General features: G+C 50.3%; 10 protein-coding genes. 2 read left to right on the top strand and 8 right to left on the bottom strand.

Features of this window, described 5'->3' with window-relative positions; genetic code table 11:
• The first annotated feature begins 100 nt into the window (after window positions 1-100).
• The gene (locus tag H6G00_RS10715) at window positions 101-2092 is read left to right on the top strand and encodes a TIR domain-containing protein (protein WP_190796718.1); all 1992 of its coding nucleotides are present in this window, start codon (window positions 101-103) and stop codon (window positions 2090-2092) included.
• A gap of 33 nt (window positions 2093-2125) precedes the next feature.
• On the opposite strand, the gene H6G00_RS10720 is transcribed toward H6G00_RS10715, so the two are convergent.
• The 8 genes from H6G00_RS10720 to H6G00_RS10760 all read right to left on the bottom strand — a co-directional run bounded on the left by H6G00_RS10720 (window position 2126) and on the right by H6G00_RS10760 (window position 18867).
• On the bottom strand, window positions 2126-2860 hold the full coding sequence (locus tag H6G00_RS10720) for a TVP38/TMEM64 family protein (RefSeq protein WP_190682971.1): 735 nt from the start codon (window positions 2858-2860) through the stop codon (window positions 2126-2128).
• A 184-nt stretch (window positions 2861-3044) separates the two neighbouring features.
• Window positions 3045-5141: a chromosome segregation ATPase gene (locus H6G00_RS10725; protein WP_190642135.1), complete on the bottom strand. Its 2097-nt coding sequence runs from the start codon at window positions 5139-5141 to the stop codon at window positions 3045-3047.
• Window positions 5142-5349: 208 nt separating this feature from the next.
• Entirely contained in the window at window positions 5350-6258 is a 909-nt protein-coding gene (hslO, locus tag H6G00_RS10730; RefSeq protein ID WP_190642134.1) for an Hsp33 family molecular chaperone HslO, read from the bottom strand.
• 293 nt (window positions 6259-6551) lie between these two features.
• Window positions 6552-13424, bottom strand: coding sequence for a response regulator (locus H6G00_RS34675; RefSeq protein WP_199318427.1), 6873 nt, complete (start codon window positions 13422-13424; stop codon window positions 6552-6554).
• 236 nt (window positions 13425-13660) lie between these two features.
• Window positions 13661-16483: a methyl-accepting chemotaxis protein gene (locus tag H6G00_RS10745; RefSeq protein WP_190796719.1), complete on the bottom strand. Its 2823-nt coding sequence runs from the start codon at window positions 16481-16483 to the stop codon at window positions 13661-13663.
• Window positions 16484-16525: 42 nt separating this feature from the next.
• The gene (locus tag H6G00_RS10750; RefSeq protein WP_190796720.1) at window positions 16526-17056 is read right to left on the bottom strand and encodes a chemotaxis protein CheW; all 531 of its coding nucleotides are present in this window, start codon (window positions 17054-17056) and stop codon (window positions 16526-16528) included.
• 41 nt (window positions 17057-17097) lie between these two features.
• Window positions 17098-17463 carry a response regulator gene (locus H6G00_RS10755; RefSeq protein ID WP_190642131.1) on the bottom strand — a complete coding sequence of 122 codons (366 nt, stop codon included), beginning with the start codon at window positions 17461-17463 and terminating at the stop codon, window positions 17098-17100.
• A 111-nt stretch (window positions 17464-17574) separates the two neighbouring features.
• Complete coding sequence (locus H6G00_RS10760) at window positions 17575-18867, bottom strand: response regulator (RefSeq protein ID WP_190796721.1); 1293 nt, start codon at window positions 18865-18867, stop codon at window positions 17575-17577.
• A gap of 547 nt (window positions 18868-19414) precedes the next feature.
• On the opposite strand from H6G00_RS10760, the gene hmpF reads away from it, so the two are divergent.
• Window positions 19415-21181 (top strand): pilus motility taxis protein HmpF, encoded by a 1767-nt coding sequence (hmpF, locus tag H6G00_RS10765; RefSeq protein ID WP_190796722.1) that lies wholly within the window; start codon window positions 19415-19417, stop codon window positions 21179-21181.
• The last annotated feature ends 6 nt before the right edge of the window (window positions 21182-21187 follow it).

Raw genomic sequence — 21187 nt, forward strand, 5'->3', positions numbered from 1 at the left:
CTCACCCTGTTCATCTGCTCAAGAAATTTAGTAAACTCCTCTGCAATTCTCCCCAAAGCACAGCTATCTTGTGTTCAGATCTCGCTTTAGCAGGGGCAGCATGACCGACATCTTTATTTCTTACTCCCGCAAGGATAAAGTCTTTACCCAATTACTTCATGCTGCGCTAGAAGCTACAGGACGAGAAACCTGGATTGATTGGCAGGACATTCCCCTCACTGCCGACTGGTGGCAAGAGATCAAACGCGGTATCGAAGGGGCAAATACTTTTGTCTTTATCATCAGTCCAGATTCCATTACTTCTTCTGTTTGTCGGCGGGAAGTTGAGCACGCAGTGTTGCACAACAAGCGTTTAGTGCCGATTGTGCATCGAGAAGAATTGAATCAAGCCTTGCTGCATCCTGCGTTAGCGCGTCACAACTGGTTATTTTTTCGAGAGGATGATGACTTTGATATTGCCTTTCAAGCCTTAATCAAGGCGATCGATACTGACCTGGAGCATTTGCATACTCACACTCAAATTCTCGTTCGCACTTTGGAATGGGAAGACAAAGGTCGCAACGACAGCTTTTTATTGCGCGGCAGCAACCTAAAAGATGCAGAGCAATGGTTGCAACAGAGTGCCAATAAAGATCCTCAGCCAACTGAGCAGCAAAAAAACTACATTAGCAAAAGTCGAGAGGCAGAAGATTTTAGTGAGCGAATTGCTCAGGCAAATGAGACAGCAAAGCGTAGACTCCGAATTGCCACCCTGGTCATGGGCATTGCTCTAGTGACTTTAGCGGCGGCAACAGTTGTCACAGTTCAGGCGTTTCAACAACAGCTCCATACCAAGATAGTCAACCGATTGGAGCAAGAAACAGACGATGCGTTGGAGCAATTTGACTCATCTCAATTAGATGGTCTGTTGAAAGCAATCAAAGCTGGACGATATTTGCAGTCGGTGGTGGAGAATCGTTCTGTTGAGCAATATCCAACCCTCAGTCCTGTGCTGGCTCTGCAAACCATTCTGCAAAATATTCAAGAACAGAATCGAATTCCAGCCCATCCCGGTGAGGTGAATGGCATCAGTTTTAATCCTAATGGGGGTCAAATTGCTACGGCCGGAGAGGATGGCGTGACCCGGATCTGGAGTTTGACAGGAGAAAAGCTAGCCGAGATTGCCGGACACCCAGACGAAGTCAGCAACATTAGTTTTAGCCCTGACGGAATGCAGCTTGCGATCGCCGGGGAAAATGGAATGTTGCAGCTATGGGATCTGTCTGAGCAACAACTGGTTGCCCTTAGAATTTATCCAACCGGACTTACTGATGTCAGTTTCAGTTCCGGTGGTAGACAAGTGGCTACAGCCGGAGAAGATGGGATTGTTAGACTGTGGAGCTTTTCAGGTGAGTCCCGACAGTTTCAAGGACATACAGGAGAAGTCAGCAGTATCAGCTTCAGCCCTGACGGTACTCAGATTGCTTCCTCTGGGAGAGATGACACGATACGGCTTTGGGATTTGTTTGGAAAGCCACCTGTTGAGTTTAGAGGAGATGGAAGTGAGTTTAGCAGTGTCGATTTTCACCCAGACGGAACCCAACTTGCAGCAGCGGGAGAAGATGGCACGGTCTGGCTTTGGAATATTTCTGGTGAAAAGATCGGAGAATTCAAAGCTCACCCGGTTGAAGTTACGAGTATTCAGTTCAGCTCTGATGGAACCCAGCTTGCGACAGCGGGAGAAGATGGCAGAATCAAGCTCTGGGATCTTTCTGGACAGCAACTAGCCAAATTCATAGGACATCAAAGTGGTGTAAATGTCGTGCGATTTAGCCCTGACGGAAAGCAGCTTGCGACAGCAGGAGAGGATGGCACTGTGCGATTGTGGGATTCTAGCCGCCAAGCTTCAGGACTTGAAGTGGAGCAGGAGGAACTAAGCGTTATATCAAGGGCTGATGAAAGCGTAATGGGGAATCAAGATGACTCGGTGCGATCGCTCTCTAATACCGACCTAACCACCTTTCTACAGCAAGGATGCGATTGGCTAAAAGACTACTTGAACACTAATCCTGCGATTGATGAGAGCGATCGCCAGCTTTGTGGAAGAGACTAGGGGCTGGGGGTTAGGGCAGGAAGTTGTCATTCCTCATCCATCATCTTTCTTATCCTCATTCTTCTCATTCTCTCCCTCCTTCTGCTCGTCTGGCTGTGACAATGCTGTTTTTGCTAGTCGGGTGGTGTAGATAGCGACCCCTGCTGTTGCTAGTAGCCCTCCACCTTGGAGAATCAGGGAGCGAGGAGAATTGTCGCCACCGATGATGGATGTGCCGAAATAGCCGATGTAGACATACAGCGCGATCACCGGAATCATTCCCAGCCAGGTAAAGAAGAAGTACTGCCAGAAATTGACTTTGGTGCAGCTAAAGCCATAGTTCAGCACGTTGGAGGGAATGATCGGCGAAAGGCGACTGAGGAGTAGAATTTTCCAGCCTTTTTTTGCGATCGCCTGATCAAGCTGCCCAAAGGTAGGATAGCGCTGCATCAGTTTCTTCACCCGTTTGCGAGCAACTGTTCGACCCAGACCAAAACAAACAACGGCACCCAACGTATCGGCAACGGACGCAGACGCAATGCCTACGACTAAACCAAAAACGGTTCCTGCAACTAAAATCAACGCAATGTTGGGCAAGCCTGCAACACTTACCAGCACGTAAATCACAATAAATGCGGGAATTGCCCACCAGCCGAGCGATCGCAGCCACTCATTTAGCCCAACTGACCATTCCTTTAGCGGTAGCGCACTTGTCGCTACGAGTATCGCAACTAGTACTCCAAGCAAAACCAGCAGTAGAGACTTTCTTTGACGTAACCATGCCTTCATAAAATGCTTTAAGAGACTTGTAAATGCGCCTCTTTTAAAGGTTTAGTCTACGACACAAAACTTTGCCATCTGTCTCAAGGAAACCCAATGGGTATTCCTCACAGAGACAAAATGCCTCGCCTCTATGTAGTGCTAAACACAAAGGGTAGTGCCAAGGTAAGTGCCAAGCACAAACTATCCCAGCCTAAAGCTCTTCACCCGTTAGCTGCTGTCGCCAGGTTTGGGCCTGGAGCTGGGCAGCGTCATAAGCTTCAGTACGAGGTGGAATGCTCTCAGCGGTGGCGATCGCCCCCTCCAAATCGTATCCAGCCTGCTGCTGGGCGGCCTGCAAAATTTGCTGACTCCAGAGGTTGATCATCTGTTCAGCTTCTGGGCGAGTTGGGCTGTCCTCAGGAACTTGCTCGGCCGCCCGAATTGCTGCAAGCAACCCAGTCGTTGTGCTAATGCTAGCTGCCTCGTAGGCCTGCTGCATTCGCTCTTGCTCCAGAGTCTGGTTACGCCAGGTACGAATATCTGCCTGCGCCTCGTCGTGGAGGGCGCGTCCCTGTCCGATCTGCTCTGCCAGGGCAATCGCTTCTGGTAAGTTGCCCAGGGCAGCTAGTTCTCTCGCCCGGTCTAGATAAGGCTGGTCTTGAGTGCGCTGAATTTGATCTGTCCAATCTCGCACCCGCTGACGAGCCTCATCAGACAGGGCCCGACCCGACCCAATTCGATTAGCCTGCTCAATGGCTGATGTCAGATCACCGCTATTAGCAAACCGATCGGCTGTATCTAGGATGGGTCTGTCTTCCATCGTCTCAGCTTCACGAGTCCAGTCGGCGATCGCCTCTCGCGCCTCAGCCCGACGTGGATTGCCACGCGGAATTTGCTCTGCCTCGGCGATTGCTGCTCGCAAATCTCCTACAGAGCCAGGTTGCGCTAACTGTCTTGCCGTTTCCAGCCGCATGATGTCTTGTATCTCTGCCTGCCACTGGCTGATTAACTCCTGCGCTCTGCCATAAAGTGGACGACCCTGCCGCAGCCGCTGTGCTTGAACGATTGCAGCTTCCAGATCGGCAACCGTACCGCCCCACGATTGGGAATAAGCGGATGCTAAATGAGTCAAATCTTGAGCTTCTGCCTCCAAGTTGGCGCGTTCGGGAATGCGACGCAGAATGGCGATCGCCTCATCTGCATCCTGACGATTTAACGCTGATTCTGCTAGCTCCAGCATTCCTTTGCCCGCTTCAGTGATTACCTTTTGGGCTTCACCATAGGCATAGCTGCCATCACCAATTTCTTCTGCCAGCTTGACTGCCTCGCTCAGGTTGGACAGACCTCCTCGATCGATAAACCGTCTTGCCTCAGCGAGTTTCGCTGCATCCTCACGAGTCGCATTAATTAGCCCGTTCAACTCGTCATATTTGGTAGTCTTCCAGTAAGTGTTATCGACGGACAACAACCCAACCGCAATATCAAATGCCTTTCGCAAATCCTGCTGCCGAAGGGCGGCTTCTGCGTCTTTGTAAATCTTCTCCGCTTCTGCCCAAATTCCGTTCCAGCGATCGACCCGTTCCTGTACTTGGGCACGAGCAGAGGTGTCAGCAGGAATTTTGTTGGCAATATCCAATGCTTCTGAAAACTTACCCTGATCAAAGGCTTCCTCTGCCAAGTCCAAAACTTGTTGCGACCAGTCCTCAATGTGGCGGTTGATTTCTGGACGTAGGGGATGGTCGGCAGGCAGACTGTTGATTAGCTCAATCGCCTCCAGCAAGTCATTTGCCGTTTGCTTGTTTGCTGCCAGTTGAGCGCAATACAGCCGCAAAGATGCTGATGCAGTCGGCCAGAAAATCGACGGACAGTTTGGTACCGCAGGCAGCTTCAGCAATAGCGCAACCGAAACGATGCTAACTCCAGTCAGCGTAACTACAGAAGCGATCGCCCAAAACTTGAGACTGGTTGGAAGTCGCAGCTTGGGCAACTGTAATCTACGCCGTCTTGCCTGTTGAGGGTCTTCTGGATAGTCTGCACCAGGAAGATGAGGCGATTGCGCTGTCGTAAGCTGGGCGTAGGGCAACTGCTCAGCAGGTGGAATCGGACGGGGCGATCGTCGCCCTCCCGGCATCGGTTGGACAGTTGGACGCAGCAAAGAAGACTCAGGCGCAGGCAACTTCGGCATAGGTGGCCCCTGCTGGGGCAACGGACGTTTGCGAGACGCAGGTACTTTAGGCAGCTTTTTAGGAATTCGATGTGCTCGCCCCAAATCTGGACGATGCTCCGGTGTTCCCCAATCTTTACTCATATCCCAGCCCACAACAATGGCGCAGCAACCTAGATCGTCGAGCAGCAGTACGCAATAGTTGCAATCCTACTCCTCAATGGAGGAAAACGCCACTTTCTGGGGGCTAGAGACTAGAGGCTGGAGGCTAGGGAATGGAAGATTGAATGTCCCCAGACATTATCAGAGCGAAGCTCCTGCATCACCCCTAGTTCCTGGTCTCTTGCCCCCTTCACCCCCTAGCCCCTGCTTCTGCCTGCAAATCTCGAATCAACTGTTCTAGCTCATCGCTGCTAGCCTGATATACTTCGTTGCAGAAATGGCAGGTAGCTTCGGCTCCGTCGTCTTTTTCGATCATGTCTCGCAGCTCGTCCTTGCCCAACATCTTCAAGGCTCCTAAGACGCGATCGAAGGAACAACCGCAGTGGAAGCGCAACATCTGAGTTTCTGGAAAAATTTCCAGATTCATATCGCCCAACAGTTGCTCAAACATCTGTTGCAGCGATTTACCCTCTTTGAGTAATGGGGTAAACCCAGCTAGAGAAGCAACGCGAGATTCTAACAGTTGCACTAGGGCTTCATCTCTGGCAGCTTTGGGCATTACCTGCACCAGTAGCCCACCCGATGCCGTTACCCCTTCAGCACTGACAAACACGCCCAAAACGAGAGCTGAGGGAGTTTGCTCAGAGCTAACGAGATAGTGAGTGACATCATCCCCAATTTCTCCAGAAACCAGCTCTACCGTACTGGAGTAAGGATAGCCGTAGCCCACATCTCTAACGACATATAGGTAGCCGTTGTGTCCTACAGCTGCACCTACATCCAGCTTGCCAATTGGGCTAGGAGGAAGTTCTACGGTTGGGTTATCGACATAGCCGCGCACGGTTCCGTCTAATCCGGCATCAACTAGGATGCCACCTAACGGACCGTCACCATTGATCCGAATGTTCACTCGTGATTCGGGTCGCTTCATGCTGGAGGCAAGCAGAAGCCCTGCTGACATGGTTCGCCCTAGTGCTGCAGTCGCAACGTAGGAAAGGTTGTGGCGCTGTCTGGCTTCTTCTGTAAGACGTGTGGTAATTACGCCGACGGTGCGAATTCCTCCATCTGCTGCCGTCGCTCGAACTAACTGATCCGCCATGAAAATCCTAAATACTTCTTAATAGTCCCTTATTCCATTCTACGGTGTCTGTTTGATAGCCGAAGTCAGACGGACTACGTGCGGGTGGATATCCGTTTACTCGTTGCCAAGCTGAAGCTTGGTAATGCTGAACTGAAGCTCCAACTTCCTTCTAAATTCGGAGAAAGCTAGAGCTTCTTTAGGCAATTCTCAGGCTGGAGCTTGGGAACTAGGAATTATGGATGTCCTTTTGTGAATGTGTCTTTAGGGTGGAGCGATCGCCCCACCCCTAAACCTGATCAGGCAACATGAAACTAGCTATCCCCGGTGACGAGTACCTCGCCCTTGAGCATCCGTTGAGCAGCATCCAGTAACGCTTCTTCCAGGTAAGGCTTCGTGAAGTAGCCTTTGGCACCCAGTTGAACGGCCATTTGGCGATGGCGATCGGCTCCTCTGGAGGTGAGCATGGCGATCGGCAGATGCGCCAGGTTAGGGTCTTTCTGAATGCGCGAGAGCAATTCTAGACCGTCCATGCGCGGCATCTCGATGTCGCAGAAGACCAGGTCGCAGGGCAGTCCAGAACGGAGTTTTTCCCAGGCTTCCTGACCATCACGCGCTTGCTCGACTCGATAGCCCACTTTGTTGAAGGTCATTGAGAGCAATTCGCGGACGGTGATGGAGTCGTCTACAATCAGCACCGTTGGGTCGGTCTTGATGACTGGCGGTTCGGCGGGTGGCTCTTGCTCTTTCTCCCAGAGGGCATTGCCTGCCTCACGACGAATCCGACCAACGGAGAGGTCAATTAGCTCTAGCACATCGGCGATCGGCATGATTCGACCATCCCCTAGCACGGTTGCACCTGCAACACCGACGGGTTTGGGCACTGGTCCTTCTAGCTGCTTGATTACAATTTCCTGTTCGCCCAGCACTTGATCAACCTGGAGGGCAAGGAAATTGCCTGCGCTGCGTAATACGACCACTGAAACGATGTCCTCTTCCTGGTTGCCGCCGTACACACTACCACGACCCAAACTGCGGTTATATTTCAGCAATTCTGACAGCGGCTGGAAGGGCAGCAACGTATCGCGCCAGAGGATGCAGGAGCGTCCTTCGCTGTCGGTTTGAATGCGCTCTTTGGGTACGTCTAGCATGTCCTCTACCCCGTCCATTGGGAAGGCGATGCGAGCACGGTTGCTGATGCAGCAGAGCGCTTTAGAGATGCTGAGAGTGAGCGGCAGACGAACGGTAAAGGTGGTGCCTTTACCGACAGTGGAATCAATGTTAATTACACCGCGAATTTCATTCAAGCTGGTACGTACAACGTCCATACCGATTCCGCGACCGGACAAATCATCTGCTTTGTCCTTAGTGGAGAAGCCATGATGAAACAGCAGGTCATAGACATCTAATTCGGTCATTTCTCTGGATTCGGCTGGTGTAATTAAGCCTTTTTCCAGTGCTTTGGCTTTGACCTTCTGGGGATTGATGCCAGCGCCATCGTCGGTGACCGAAATGACGGTTTGGTTACCCTGATGGAAGGTGCGAACGGTAATTCGTCCAACGGGAGGCTTGCGGGCTGCGATCCTTTCTTCTGGGGTTTCAATGCCATGAGTAATGGCATTGTTGACCAAGTGAGTCATCGGATCGTAAAGCTGTTCCAGGATCATTTTGTCGATCAAGGTTTCCCGTCCTTCAATGGTTAGCTCAGCTTGTTTGCCGCACTTAAGGGAGATGTCGCGCACAGCTCTGGGGAGGCGATCGGCTGTCTGAGCAAAGGGCACCATGCGAGAACGGGTTAAGCCTTCCTGAAGCTGTGTCGTGACCTGACGGAACATTCGCGTTACCTGGTCAGTTTCATCGACGACGAAATCGATGTCAGAGGCAGATTCCCTAACTCTGACAATCAGTTCGATCATTTCCTGGGAAAGGGTATGGAAGCCGGTGAAGCGGTCCATCTCCAGGGCATCAAAGCTTAAGCCTGTGGAGTGGCTGTTTTGGGTTATGGTGGAGCCGCCGTTGCCAGGAGGGGAAAGCTGATAGCTTTTACGGTTGGAGAGCAGGGAGCTTTCTAAGAGCGATCGCTCATACAAATCGCGCATCCGTTGCCCTACATCGCTCAATTGCTGCACCTGGTAGAGCAGATTATCCAGAAACTGTCTTAGGCGTTCCTGTCCTTGCTCCAAGCTGTTACGGTTAACGACGAGTTCCCCAACCAGGTTGTTAAGGTTGTCCAGGTTTTTCACCGAAACTCTCATCGTCTGGTCGCTAAGAACTCCTCCGCCTCGACGAGTATTGCGGCGATTGGGTGCGAGAGCAGGACGGCGGGCGTTCTTGCTAGTCGGTGAACCACCCAGAGTTTGGTCGGCATCTTCCAGCAGCTTTTCCAGGTCGTCGAATTCATCAACAGCTTCTACTGCCTGATTTGGTGAGTGGGCAGATGGCGATATGGCTGCAAAATCATCACCCAACAGTGCGTCCAAATCGGCAAAATCGTCTACCGCTTCTGAAGATGAAGCATCAAAATCGAGGGAGATGGGTTCAGCTACTTGATCTTCAAGCAACGTATCCAGGTCGGAAAAATCGTCTTGCAGGGGTTCTGCGACTGATTCTGCAACTGAAGTAGTGGATTCAGTAGATTCTTCCAGCAGGGCATCTAAATCGGCGAAATCATCAGACTCGATCGCATCGAGTTCAGCGTCAAGGGCGACCCCCTGCGGGTATCCCTCCGAAATCGCCTCATCCACTTCATCAGCGTCACCTAGCAGCGCATCTAAATCAGTAAAGTCGTCCGCTTCAGTAATACTGACTGCTTCCGGGCTGGAGTCCGAAAGGTCAGGTAAAACATCCACTTCGGTCATTTCGCTGATTTCTGGAACGCCTGTGATTTCTTCCAGATCGGTTTCTGAACCAAAAGACAGGTCGTCAAGGTCGAGGTCGTTGACATCAGTGGTGGGAGTGTCTGTTAGCTCATCAAAGGCGATCGCCTCCGATGCGATCGCTTCCTCACTCGATTCCTCACCTTCACCGAACAGGTCAAAGTCAAAAGCTTCCTCGTTTAGAATGCCTGCGTCTTCGCCAACATTCATCTCATCAAAGCTGAATGCCTCATCAGTCTCTACATCCTGTGCTGCAGAAAGTTCGGTCTCGAAATCTAACCCAGATTCCTCAGCGAACATGGCTGAAAAATCCTGTTCCTGCTCACTAACTGCACTGTCATCAAGACCAAGCATCGCTTCATCCAATGCTTCTAAACTTTCAGTGCTATCAGTATCTAGATTGAAGTCTAGGTCCGAAGGACTATCAGCATCCAGGTTGAAGCCTAAATCTTCAGTTTCTTCAGCATCCAGACTAAAGCTCAAATCCTCAGTTTCTTCAGCTTCCGCAGCATCCAGGTTGAAGTCTAGAACCGAAGTACCATCGGTATCCAGGTTGAAATCCAGATCCGAAGGACTATCAGCATCCAGGTTGAAGCCTAAATCTTCGGTACCCTCAACATCCAAGTTGAGATCTAGATCCGACGCACTATCAGCATTTAGATTGAAGCCTAAATCTTCAGTTTCTTCAGCATCTAGACTAAAGCTCAAATTCTCAGTTTCTTCAACATCCAGGTTGAAATCTAGATCCTCGGTTTCTTCAGCATCCAGGTTGAAATCCAGATCCGAAGTACTATCAGCATCCAGGTTGAAATCCAGATCCGAAGTACTATCAGCATCCAGGTTGAAGCCTAAATCTTCGGTTTCTTCGGCATCCAGGTTGAAGTTTGTTGTTTCAGCCGTTTCTGCACCCAGGTCAAAGTCTAAATCGGCGGCAGATTCCGTCAGATCTAGATCTAGTCCCGTAGTGTCTTCCAGATCAAATAAGTCTTCTGAGAAACCTTGAGGTTCTGTTGAGTCTTCGACGGTGCCAAGATCGAAAAGGGCATCGTCAGTTCCAGATAAATCTGGAGCAGATAAGTCGCTCAAATCGGCTTCATCGTCCGTCTTGCCAAACAGGTTAGAAAACTCTGTATCTTCCTCCGAGGAAAGGTCGAGGGCAACTGGCTCAAGCGGTTCAGTGATCTCTGGCTCGAACAAGCTGTCAAAGTCAGTATCGTTGTCTGAAAAATCGTCTGAAAGATCGGATGTTGGAGAAGGAGCGATCGCTTCTTCCCCTTCTCCAAAAAGTCCTCCCAGATCTTCCCCTGCCTCTTCTAGGTTAGACAGGTCGTCCGTTAAATCCAGTGATTCTGCTGCAAAGTTGGCTTCAGGTTCAAACAGTCCGTCAAACTCTGCTTCAGATTCAGTTTCCTCTGTGTCAAACGAGTCAAAAACAAATCCTTCTACAAAGTCAGACGAGTCGGAAGTAAATCCTTCCACAAAGTTAGATGGCTCTGATGGCTCTGAAACAGGTTCGTCCTCAGACTCGGATAGGTCTATGACGAAGCCCTCTACAAATAGCTCCTCTACAACAACCCCTCCTAGGGCAGCGGCATCTGTTGCGGCCATTGATTCGAGTACTTCGTCATCAAAAGCCTCAGAGGTTGCCTCATTTTCTGTAACGTAATCAAGTTCTGGTTCTGCTTGCGGTACGGCCGGCACGACCTGTTGGGACGACGTTACGGGTTGAGCCGGAATAGGGTCGTCAAATGGATCGGCAAACAAATCTGCATCTGCCTGATTCTTTTTCGAGCTTTGAGTGACAGAGACTCCTGAGAATGAGTCAAAAAAGTCGTCGTCCGCATCGAAATCGTGAATTGAGGAAGGTTGTCCCTGAGTTTGAGTAAATTCCTCAAATTCCTCGTCCCAAGGATCAAATACGGAAGAGACTGTTTGCTTTGCGCTGGGTATATGTGCGGCAGGCGGAGCCTCGGGCTCTGAGACAAACAGCGACGTATTATCCGGCTCTGAGACGAATAGCGATGCATCATCGGCTAAGGTTTCGATCGGCGTTTCTGTGTCTACCAGCAGTTCCTCTTCCAGAGGTAAATCTTCTTCAATTAGCAGATCCTCCGCAGGTTGGGCTGCGGTAACGGGTCCATCGTCGTGTAAGAAGGCATCAATGAGAGAATCGTCGCCACTGGAATCTTGCAATATTTCCCAGTCTTGAGCGGCATCGGCAGATTCGGGGGAGTCGGAGGAGGGGCGATCTCCGAGAGATACCCGCAAGGGATCGCTCTCCATTTCCATTGTGTCTATCGAGAAATCATCTGTCTCAAAGCTGCTTAGGTCAACGTCGTCCAACTCCAGAACCAGATCATCTGCCTGATCTGTCTGATTAGTAGACAGGGTTTCTGAAAGTTCGTCTTCGTCTGAGAAGGGATCAGGAAGTTCACCAAACGGGAACTCAGCAAACGGTTCAGGAGCTTGATCTGGTTGCTCTAGTTCAGGTTCTTCTGCCGTAAACGCCTGGTCTAAATGATTTAACGAGAAAGGGTCAGAAGCTTCTGCCGTGAAATCCTCATCCAGATCGGCAAACAGATCCGTGAGGTTTTCCAAGTCACCGCTTGCTTTGGGCAGACTACTTTGGGTGTCTGGTTCGTCTACTTCCACATCGGCAAAGGGGTCGGCATCGGACAGATCCGAACTTTCAAATTCGCTTTCCAAGAAATCTAGAGACAGTTCGTCTGTGACTTCACCTGTGGCTTCAACATTGAGGTTCGCGATTAGATCGCCCTCTGGCTGGTCAGGCATTTCGTTCATCAAGTCGCCTAGATCGTCCAAGGCTGACGACTGACTCATTCCAGAACTATCGCCAAAGAGTTCACTGCTGTTTAGCAGCCCTGACAGGTCATCGTCATCCTGGATTTCGGCTTGCAGCGACAGGTCGTCGTCCAGAGCATCCTGGTCAAACAGCAGGTCTGAAAAGTCGCTAGAAGCATCTGCATCAAGCGCATCTGAGAAATCCCCAGATGCATCTACAATCACGACTTCCTCCTGCCAGGTCATTCCCAAATCGGGAACTTCCCCTTCAAACAGGTCAGCTAAACTGTTTAGCTCAGCCGCACCGACTTCTGGACCCGTATGATCTGCGAATCGTGACGGACTGGAAGGTTGCCCTAGATTCAGACCTGTACCTGGATCGTTGTACTCTGGAGCGGGTTCCCCAAACCCAAGGTCAGCTTCCGAGAAATTGCTCTCTTGTTGAGCAGAAGTTGATTCATCAACGAAAGTTGATTCGGTGAACCAGCTATCATCCTGGTCAAACAGATTGTCTGGCTCGGTAGATTCCGCAGCGGTCAGTGGCTCGTCATCAGTATCAAGCGCGAAGTTGGGTAGCTCCAGTTCGCTGTCACTGCGGTCAAAGTCTACTGAAGCCAACAGGTCTGCAAAATCGTCCAGACCTTCTACGGGTTCAGGTTCAGCGGGCAATAAGGCTCTGAGGCTTTCGCTACAGCAAATTTCGGCAGAACGACCAGACAGAACAAGCTCTTGGGCTTGCTTAATGTCTTTGATAACGGTCGGCGCGAGGGTGCGGTAGCTGTTGTCGGAGTGGGCGATCGCCCGCCGAGCAAGTTCCAGCAGTTCACACCATTGAGCTAACTCAAACTGTTCTCCCGCTTGGGCCAGATTATGGCATACAAACTGAAGCTGTTCACGGCTAACAGGCTGGTCTGTTTGCTTAAACAGTCCCAACATCTCTCGCAACTGAGCCGGAACATCACTTTGAAATACTAGTCTCAGAGCGCTTTCCTCAGAGACAGGTTGCATCCTTGAGGGGGCAGCAGGAGCAGCGGCGACAGGTTGTTCCAGCCCCAGATCAACGTCTTCTGGGGGCACCGATCCACATTGGCTAACAAGCCGACCCAGATGTTCGTTGAGTGCTGTGAATACGGGCATCACGTCCGACATCACCTCTTCAGCTTTGTCATCGGTTAAGCCAAACGGTCCTTGCAGGTGCTCAAGCAATTCCTGAAGCGTATCAAACACCCGCAAAAACAGAGTTTCTAACTTTTGGTCAACCTGAATAGGGCATTCTTTTAAGACTTTGAAGTAATCTTCCAGGCGGTGAGAGGTTTGCTGGATGCCGTTTAGCCCCAGCATAGCTGCCCCACCCTTGACGGAATGTGCCGCCCGGAACATCTCATTAACCATCTCTGGGTCGGCGATCGTACTTTGTAGATTCAGCAAACCCTGCTCAATCGTATTGAGGTGGTCTTTCGCCTCCTCAATGAAGTACCCCATAATCCGCTGTTGTTGTTCAGACAGCATAGCAGTGTCCCTCTGATTAATCTGGGCAGAGCCCCTCGGCTAAAGTGCATTTCAACGGGGACAAAGCGACGACCTCAGGTGTGGTGTGCCCCCAGTTTTAACTGAGCTTCAAATTCAGTCTTTGTTTGATTAACTTTACCCGATTCTATTTAAATCGACATCAAAGCTAAGTAAATCTACTCTTGCACTACCTGAATCTTAATATCTAGGGTTTTGGGTTACTCCTAAACAGTGGCTTATTTGGGATCTGCCTCTACTCGGAATCGCTCCACCGACGTGAGCAGATCTCGCGCAACGCCAACCAGGCTTTGCAAAGAACCAGACACCCGCTGTGCTTCTTGAGAGGTTTCTTGAGCCGTCAATTCGACCGACTGCATGACTTGTGCCACGTTGCGGGAGGTTTCGGTCTGCTCAACGGTATCGGCGGTGATGGATCGCACCAGTACATCGATTCGGTTTGACACCTGAATGATGTCTTCGAGCGATCGCTTGGCCTGCTCTGCCAGCCGAGTACCCTCAATCACCTGCTGCGTGCCTTCTTCCATCGCAGTCATTACAGAGCCCGTCTCACTCTGAATTTGCAGGACGATCTGCTCAATTTCCTTAGAGGCTTTTGCGGCTCGGTCAGCCAACTGTCGCACTTCGTCTGCCACGATCGCAAAGCCTCGTCCCGCTTCTCCGGCTCGCGCCGCCTCAATACTGGCGTTAAGCGCCAGCAGGTTGGTGCGAGAAGCGATTTGAGAAATCAACGCCACAATCTTGGAAATTTCCTGGGAAGATTCTGCCAGTCGCTTCACTTTACGAGTGGTTTCTGCAACCGTTTCTCGAATTTCGAGAATACCGGATACGGTGCGTTCTACCGCTTCGCCGCCCTTAAGGGCGGTTGCCGATGCTGAACGCGCCACTTCCTCGGCTTCACGGGCACTTTCGGCTACCCGCTGAATCGAGTCGGTCATCACCTGCACAGAATTTAGCGTCACGGCTAGCTCTTCTGCCTGTCGCAAAGCGTCAGAGGAAAGCGATCGCGCAAAAATTTCGTTTTCCGTTGCACCTTTATTAACCTGACGTGCCGCAATCTTCACCTGTTGTACGATGTCTCGCAGGTTCTGAATGGTCAGGTTAAAGGAATCCGCTACCGCGCCCAGTACATCAGCCGTTACCTCTGCCTGTACGGTCAAGTCGCCTCTCGCTGCGCCTTCTACATCGTCCAGCAGGCGAATCACCTGACGTTGCAAGTCTTCCTTAGCCTGTTCTTGCTCTTCTGCCTTGCGCTGCGCTTCGCTGGTAGTGGTCAAGATTACTCGCGCCATTTGGTTAAACCCAGCCGCAAGTTGACCAAATTCATCTTTAGAATAGACTGTTGCTCGCGCACTCAAATCGCCGTGAGATACGGCTTCAAATTGAGCCTGTAAATCGTCGGCTGTGCGCTTGATTTGCTTGTTGGTTGCTCCAGCGAGGATAAAGGCAGTTGTGCCACCGACCAATCCAGCAGCCAGGCTCGCTGCCAGGGCTGCCCGATCAAGCTGTGAAGCAATTTGGACGCGGGTTTCCTGAGCAAGGCTTTGATTTCTCGTTGTAACGAGTCTAAAGCCGTAGTGGATAAAGGCTACGGTTAAGAGGGAAACGACACCCGTGGCGATCGCCACCACCAGCTTCTTCCCACCCAGTGGTGTATTTTCCAGGAAACTGAGAGTGCCCTGTTCAACATTGACCTCGGTATCTAAGCTTTGATTATCAGAATGGGCAAACGTTGGCAACTGCTCGGAGCTGCCAGAGATACTAAAGATCTCATCCTCGCGGATGACCGAGTGATCGCTACTGTCACCAAAGTCAAAGCCACCATCGCTGTTGTTAGAACTGCCAAAGCCAGAGCTGATGTTGGGGCTAGCAAAGCCAGCAGAGTTATCAGACAAATCAAAGTCGGAAATGCTGCCTAAGTCATCAAACTCGTCAAATTCGTCGAGAAAGTCTACATTGCTGCGACTGCCTACACCTGCGGAGGAATCGCTGACAAACGCGACCTCTTCGTTGGTAGCAAAGTCACTTTCATCGAAACCTTCTGAATAGCCGTTTCCTTCTGAAGAGACAAAGGTGCGATCGTCATCGTCATAGAAACTACCGTTGTACTCGCCTGAGTCTGGATCAGCGTAACCAAACGTTTCTTCTTGCTTAAAGGTCGCCGCAGATTCTTCCGCAGCCATAAACAGAGTCTCTTCATCGGTGGGTGGACGCGTGTTTAACCCAGATGAATCCTGAAAATCAGGCGGCGTATAGTCAGATTCATCAAAGTCGCTGGGAGGAGCAAACTTACTGCCAGTCGAAAAGCCTGAATCGCTGGCATAACCCGAACTGCTAGTGTAGATGCTGGGCATATCTGCTGCATCTGGATCAACACTGTCCGAATTGCCTGAGAAGTCAAAAGAGTCTTCGTCTACTGTAAAGGGATCACCAAAATCGTCAAAGGTTTCGGCTTCGGCTTCACCCGCTACATGGCTTGTTCCGCCACTAGCAAAGGGGTCGTCAAACGGGGAGGTGCTGCTAGCAGCGGCATAGCCAGAACTTACTGGTATATCGTCGGAGCTATCTACATCAAGGCTGGCAAAGTCAAAGTCACTGCCAAAATTTTGGTCGGGCGAATCTTGCCAGTTGTCAGCAGGCGCACCAAAGTTAGCGGAATTAAACGCCGCTTGAGACTCCATGGTGCTGTCGAAGTCTTCATCAATATCTGTAAATCCATCGGCAGCAAAGTCATCGATGTCGTCCTCATCGAGATCTCCAGCACCAATGAACTGCCCTGCATAAGCCATGCCGTTATTGGCGTAGTCAAGGTATTCTGCATCTGAGGTGAGTCCCAATACCGACTGATATTGCTCTAGTGCCACCTCGTATTGCTGTAAGCCATAGCAGTAGATGTGCCCCCGTAAAAGACGCACGTTTGGGTCTTCTGGGTAATCTTCAACCAGGCGATCGACAATGGCAGCGGCCTCTTCATAGCTGCCCTGCATGTAGGCTTTCTCAGCCTGTTGATATTCCTGTGCGTACTCCGTGCCTGATCCCATTTGCCTTCTCCTGCCCGTGCAATACCCGCTTATGCTAAAAGTTCATGCTGCCCACCGTGCTGATCGAAGAATTGCTATCTGATCGAGCAGTCTAAGAAATCGGTTAGATTCTTTTCCTGTTGACCACTCTCCCCGAAGAAAAGGAGCCATCCCGTCTGGGACGTTGGTTGGTATTTGAATTTCATCAACATCCAACCAGTCCATTCCTAAAATCCGGTCAACTGCTAAGCCTAGCATAGCGTCTTGATCTTCGACAGCGATCACTGAAATGTCTTGCCTATCTGTGCTTAAAGGAGTTGGATCTCCTAAAAATTGACCGAGATCCGCGACCCAGATTACTCTTCCACGAACGTTTAGTGTACCTAACAATAAGGGAGAAACATTCGGGATGGGAGTAATTCGGTCGGAAGAAGATGAGATGACTTCGCGAATTCCAGTTGCAGGTAAGGCAAATTCATCTCCTGAAGGCACAAAAAACCTCAGATGCAGTTCACCTTCAGGACTCTCTAATTCCTGAAATTCTGGAACTTGGTCTTGACCTCTACCTGTTAAGAAATCTGAGTTGCCTATCATCACACCTGCTATTTTTTGAAACGGCTTTTATCGCAATAATTCTACCCTCGTAACAATTGTTTAACCGTACCTACTAACTCTGTCGGTTGAAAAGGTTTGGCAATGTAGGCGTCGGCTCCTTGTTTCATTCCCCAATAGCGGTCGAATTCTTCGCCTTTGGAGGAACACATTACCACAGGAACATTTTGAGTTTTTGGATCAGCTTTAAGCCTGCGGCAAACTTCATATCCGTTCATGCGTGGCATCACAATGTCTAGCACAACTAAATCAGGACATTTTCCCTGAATTTGCTCTAGTGCCTCGACTCCGTCGCTGGCGACCGTTACGTCTAATCCGCTGCCTTTGAGCAAATCTGTAATCATCTCCCGCTGCGTCACACTGTCTTCTACCACTAGAACTGTACTCATAACTTCCCACCTGCTCACCGCGATCGCCAACGGAAAGAACTACTGTAATCTACCTTGGAGTCTAATCAAACTAAGTAAAGTACTCCTTATCATAATTAACTGGATTTAACCTTAAGGTTTTGATGAAGTAGAAGCGGAAGGAATATCAATTTCTAGCTCATCTTCCAAGGCTTCTGCGAGAAGGCGATCAGGGCGGGGGCGATCGGGATACCCCAACCCAACATATTTTTCTACCAGCATCAATAATTCATTTTCGCCAAACGGCTTCGTCAAATAGTCCGTTGCTCCTACCATGCGGGCTTTTACCCGGTCAATAAAGCCTTCTTTGCCCGTCAGCATCACGATGGGGGTTTGCCGGAATGCAGTAGACTTACGCAGCATGGCGCAAATTTCGTAGCCATCTAGTTCTGGCATGGCGATGTCACACAAAATCAGGTCGGGCTTTAGCTGAAAAACTAGACTCAGCGCCCTAACTGGATTGCTAATCGCAGTGGCTTCATAACCTTGCTCGTTCAAGATAAATTCCACTGCTTTGCGGATGGTTGCTCCGTCATCGATGCAAACAATGCGAGGCACCTTGTCTTGCTGCGGCAGGTCAAAGTTACGTCTGCCAAACAGAGATTCTTCTGAAGTGAGGTGCAAGAGCTGCACTAGCCCTTGCTGTACATAGGGATAGATAGCTTTGGCAACTGTGAGAATGTCCCGATTGAGGTAGCGCGCCATTTGCCGGATGGAGGTCTTCCCGTCTACCCATCTGCCTAGCATTTTGAAAGCATTCTCATTCAAAGCTTCACGCAACTGCGTAGGGTCTGAAATTACAGGGCACTGATCCGGTGACTGAATGTGAGGATGAAACTGCTTCCATTCCTGCACCTGTTTAATAATCTTGACCAGCAGCGGACCAATCTCCAGGGTGGTGAGTTGGGGAGAGAGGGCGGGTCCAATTTCAAAAATGAAAGAGCCTTGGTGAAAGCTGAGCAGATCAAACAAGGTCTCATGCACCATGCTCTGGATGATGCTGCGTCCCTGAGCGGGTGTAAGAATGTGGTTTTCTAGCAGTGCCCAGAGGTGTCCATATTCAGGTGCGTTGACAGTAGCAATTGAGGAAACGCTGATGTTATCAAGGACGTTATCTGGTTTTTTGTAGCGCCGCAGATGGTCGCGCAGCCGAGTTAGATTACCGCCGCTGTCGCCAGCGTAAATGATTTGACCATTGATGAAGAAAACAAACCAGGAGCGATCGCTCATTCGTTTAGAGGCACGTCGCAAGGCAGAGCTACCGACCGCATCGCCCACAATGCTTCCCATTCCATACGCTTCCACAAACAGCTCACCCGTTCTCTGACCCAACTCAACGAGCTGTAAAATGCTGCGGATATCGATTTCGCTCAACTTGCCCTGCATGTAGCCAAAATGCTCTCCTGAAAACAGCCTAAACCTGGGTCAAGCTTGCCTACCTGATCGCTCTAACTTTCACAACTTCCAAGTAACTGACTGTGGCAATCACTGCAATCCTAAAGCAACTGACTCGGCAAGGGTGCAATATGTGTCATATAACTATAACTTCCTCTTAGAAGTTTCAGTTCCCTTTTAATGAGATCAATCAGAAAAGAAGCAGTGTTGTTGGCAATCCGCCCTAAAGTGACGATACCATTGATGGATTCCAGGGGTGCTATTTGGTTCAGTTTGGCAATGTTGCTGTAACAAGTCTGGTGGAGTTTAGGTGTCACTGTGGTGTCGAAAGCGAAATTGAATCAGTGAAATTGCTATAGAAATTGCTATAGCAGGTTGTTTTGCTAGCGTTGTCTCCTTAAACTGGATTCAATTAATTTAGATTTAAACCAATCGAATTTGAGCCAACTAGATTTAAGCCAACTAGACTGGATAGCTGAGTTCGCAAATAAGCTAATAGAAACAGAATCAAGCTAAGACACGGAAGGGGATTATCGGCGTGCTGTATCTGGCAGAAGTACAGAGAAAGGCTAGAGTGATTGGAGGTGGCAAGGCTGAGTTTAAGCTGTTGGCCTGTCAGCGGTCTGAGCAATGTTGGACTGCCGTATCGGGAGATGAAATCATTCCAGCACCGGATGACGCTGGATACAACGCGGGCGCACTGGTCATGGTGGATTTAACCAATGGCAAGCAGGTGCAGCGGCATAGTGAAGCAGGTCGCCAGCTCGTTAGCATTCTGCAAAACTTCTCGCGTTTACAAGAGAAGTTTAAAACCCAGGAAGAAGAAATTGAGCAGTGGAAGCAGTCTCTTACTTACCAGAGCCAGGAGCTAAATCTCCGAGAGATGGAGATGGAAACCCGCCGCGAACAGCTCGAACAGATGGAGCAAGAGTTTGAGAAGCTAGAGCAGCAGCAGCAAGAAATTGAAGCAACCCGTGAAGAAGTGAATCGACTGCGGGAAGAGTTTGACCGCAAGAACCAGGAGCTAGAGGGAGCGTGGGCGCAGCTGCACGGAGAGATGCATAAGCTGGAGGAGCGTCAGGCAGAGCTACAGCAGACGGTCGGACTGGATGAAGAACAGGCTCTACACATCCAAGAATTGTTGAGTCGATTGTCCGGAGCGGTTGCACCAACGGAGTCTGTGCGGGAACAGCTTAACTTTTCTTTTGAGGCAATTTCTCAGTATCAGCAAACGCTCGACCATCACTGGCAAAATCTGGAGCAACAGCGCAATTCGGCTCAGCAGCTTCAGTTGGAAGTAGACCAGCAGACTCCAGATATTCAAAATCGCTGGCAGGCTTGGCATGAGGCGCAGGATGCTTTGGAGCGATCGCGCTCTGAGCTATTGGTGCAGCAAAATGCACTGACGCTGAAGCAGGCACAGGCACAGGCGCTGATGGTGCGATCGCAAAACCAGGACGATCTGCATCGGCAGATTTGCCGAATTGCAGAAGGATCAGACAAGGTCTTGGTTGGAACTAGGGTTGACGTTGATACCCTGGAGCAAATGTCAATCGACGAACTGCAAAAGGTTGTACAAGATTTGCAGCGAGATTTAGAAAAGGTTTTTCGGTTTGTTAACGGGCAGGAAGAGGAACTGACGCTGCAACAAGAGGCGATCGATGCCCTCAAAGAGCGGATGCAGCAGGCTAGCGAGTACGACCGAATGGCGCTAGAAACGGAACTAGCCGAGGAACAAGATCGCTACAAGATGTTGAATGAAACACTGGTCGGTCAGCGGCGTAACTATCGAGACCGAGAACAGGTGCTTCAGCAACACCAAACAGTTTTAGACCGTCGCCAAGGTAAAACGGTAGAAAACTCGCCTTCTGGGGAAGGGAATCTGAATTTAGAGCCGATTATCACACAGCTTGAAGAGCTACGGCAGCAGCAAGCAGAGGACTTAAAAGAACTTCAGGAACAGATTCAGCAGATTCAGACGGCAATTGAGCAAGCTCAGGGCGCTGTTGATCATCAGGCGGGTGAACAAGAGCTAAAGCGCAATGAAATCAAGCAGCTAGAGCAGCAGTGGCAGACCCAAAAAGCTCAGGCAGCAGAACTGTGGGGCAGGGTCAACTTATATCAGGAGACGCTGCAACCGACTCAGGACAACCTCAATAGCGTAAAGGAAAAGCTGGAGGCGATCGCCAACCTCACCGCCCAGTTCCAGGAAGCCAGCGACTATCAGCTTCAGGCGATCGCAGAAATGCAGCAAACCATTGAGCAATTGACGAGCAATCCGACTCCAGAGTTTGCGACTTCATAAGCAGCC

The sequence above is a fragment of the Leptolyngbya sp. FACHB-541 genome (assembly GCF_014695875.1).
Classification (GTDB): Bacteria; Cyanobacteriota; Cyanobacteriia; order Elainellales; family Elainellaceae; genus JAAUTN01.